The 2,199-nt window shown below is 54.1% G+C and carries 2 protein-coding genes; one reads left to right on the top strand and one right to left on the bottom strand.

Annotated elements, in window-relative coordinates; all coding sequences use genetic code 11:
* Nucleotides 1-1,079, bottom strand: a 1,079-nt coding sequence (locus tag AC2FLP_RS22025; RefSeq protein WP_496686547.1) for a tetratricopeptide repeat protein, incomplete at its 3' end; no start/stop codon positions are given.
* A 266-nt stretch (nucleotides 1,080-1,345) separates the two neighbouring features.
* Between AC2FLP_RS22025 and AC2FLP_RS22020 the strand changes: the two genes are divergently transcribed.
* Nucleotides 1,346-2,199, top strand: an 854-nt coding sequence (locus tag AC2FLP_RS22020) for a sulfurtransferase (protein ID WP_496686544.1), incomplete at its 3' end; no start/stop codon positions are given.

Raw genomic sequence — 2,199 nt, 5'->3', positions numbered from 1 at the left:
GCATTTCCATCCGCCAACGCACGGAATGCGCCTGCGACAGAGGCAACGGTGGGGCCTGCGGGGCCCTTTGCGCCGTCAATGGTTGTTTCCAGACGCTCTCTGTTTCCAGCCATCGCATGCGCAAGAGCAGCGTGAACATCCGCAAAAGCCAAGCCAGGTGAAGGAAAGAACTGAACAGCATAGTCGCTGAGTTGTTGCCAACGCTCCTGAGGAATTTGCTCACCAGCCAAAAAGGCGCGGTGAACAATTGCCACACTATCAGTCAGAACGTTCAGTGGCGGCGCAGGAGGTCGGTCGGGGGAAACATAATCATCAAACAGCTTCCACATACCCGTCACATCGCCGCTCTCAAGCGCCCACAGAGCAACGTGCCAACTGAGATGGCAGTGCAGATACGCCGTGAAGGGATAGTCTTGCCAGAACTCGCGCAGATAAGCGTAGCCAGCGTCCGTCTCCCCGTTCTCATAGTAGAGATGGGCCCTGACATGTGCACTGTGTGCGCTGTCTGGCTTCAATTCAAGCGCGCGCTCAATGTTTTCAGCGGCCAGGCCAATTTGTCCGGCCTCCATCTGGGCAAATGCATGCTGGCAGAGAAACCACCAGTCGTCGCCATAGTGTGGCTTTAACATGGTTGTGTACGCAAGCTGCTCCGCCTCGCGTCCTACCTGACCTGAAAACCCAATCAGACCAAATACGCTGGTACATGTCTGAGCCAGCAAAATATCTCGCGGATGGTCTGCGACGTGATCTCGAATGCGCCTGTAGGCCTGCGGTACACGCCCCTCAATGAGATCGCTGATAATGTCGATCTGGGCGGCTTCGCGCGGGCTGACGCCATGCGAGAGTTCCTTTGCGACGGCTATTTCACGCTTTGCATCTTGTCCACGCCCGACAGTAACAAGGTAGCGTGCAAGCCCAACATGAGGCATAGCAAAACTATCATCTGCCCGCATTGCAGAACGGTAAGCGTCTTCAACATCATCAAAAGCGCCTAGAAAACGGTCGATGCCTTCAACGTAGGCGTCTCGCGCAGCTTGTGATGTGGTCGTTAGCGGGCTTTCGTATCGATCTTCAAGCATCCAAACCTTCCACTATCTGCACCAAACCTGTCCGTCAGCGAGCTATATGAGCATGCCTAGCCATAAACGAGTCAAAGGAAATCGACGATACGAGGCACCATGATTTCAGCATCCGTTTCTTTCAGAAGTCTCATGAAATCAGCGAAATGCGGTTCAAACCATAGTTGCTTCATCAAATCCCGATTTCCTAAAATTGGACTCCGAAAGCAATTTTGGGGATTATTCCATACGGCCCGACCCGCGTCCGGTTAGAGGAGAACGTAGGTATGACAACCCAAACTCGCCCGCTTATTGATACGGCTTGGTTGGCAGATAACCTGACTGACCCGAAACTACGCATCATTGATGTTCGCTGGAAGTTTAGGGAGGAAAACGGCAAGGGCTTGGCCTATGACGATAGGAGCGAGTTCCAAGCCGAGCACATTCCCGGCGCCGTGTATGTTGGCATGTCGACAGAGCTTGCAGACAGCAATCAGAACGTTCCCGATATGATGCTCGGGCCAGAGGATTTTGGGAAAAAGATGCGCGAGTTGGGTGTTTCCAAAGACAGTCATGTCTTGGTCTACGATGATTCCGGGCTTCCGTTGGCTTCAGCGCGTCTTTGGTGGGCACTTTCGCACTATGGCCATAAAAACGTGCAGGTCTTGGACGGCGGCTTGCAGCAATGGAAACTCGAAGGTCGACCCACTGAAGCTGGCGATCCATCCGTTGAGCCTGGCGACTTCGCTCCCAAGGTGCAGAGCAATTGGATTGCCAGCAAAACTGACGTTCTGGACGCGATAGGTATGCTTGAGGTCAGAGTTGTGGACTTTCTGCCAAACGACCTCTTCCGAGGCGACGGTGTTCACACATGGGGAGGTCGCTCGGGACATATCCCCGGTGCAGTTAACATACCGGCGATATCGAACATCGATCCGGATTTGGCACACACACCCATTGCTGAGCGGGCAGCGAAACTAAAGGAACGAGGCTCATTCAGGTTGGCGGATCGCCTCCGCCTCCTTCAGCACTATCAGGACAAGGGAATTCAAACCGACGACGAGGTTATCGCGTATTGCGGTCGCGGTATTGCCGCCTCTTGCGGTCTCCTTGCGCTTCGCCACATGGGGTTCGACAAGTC

The sequence above is a fragment of the Ruegeria sp. CDSA141 genome, from assembly GCF_059612005.1.
The sequence above is the reverse complement of the archived record's forward strand: the minus strand, read 5'-3'. Positions and strand labels throughout refer to the sequence as shown.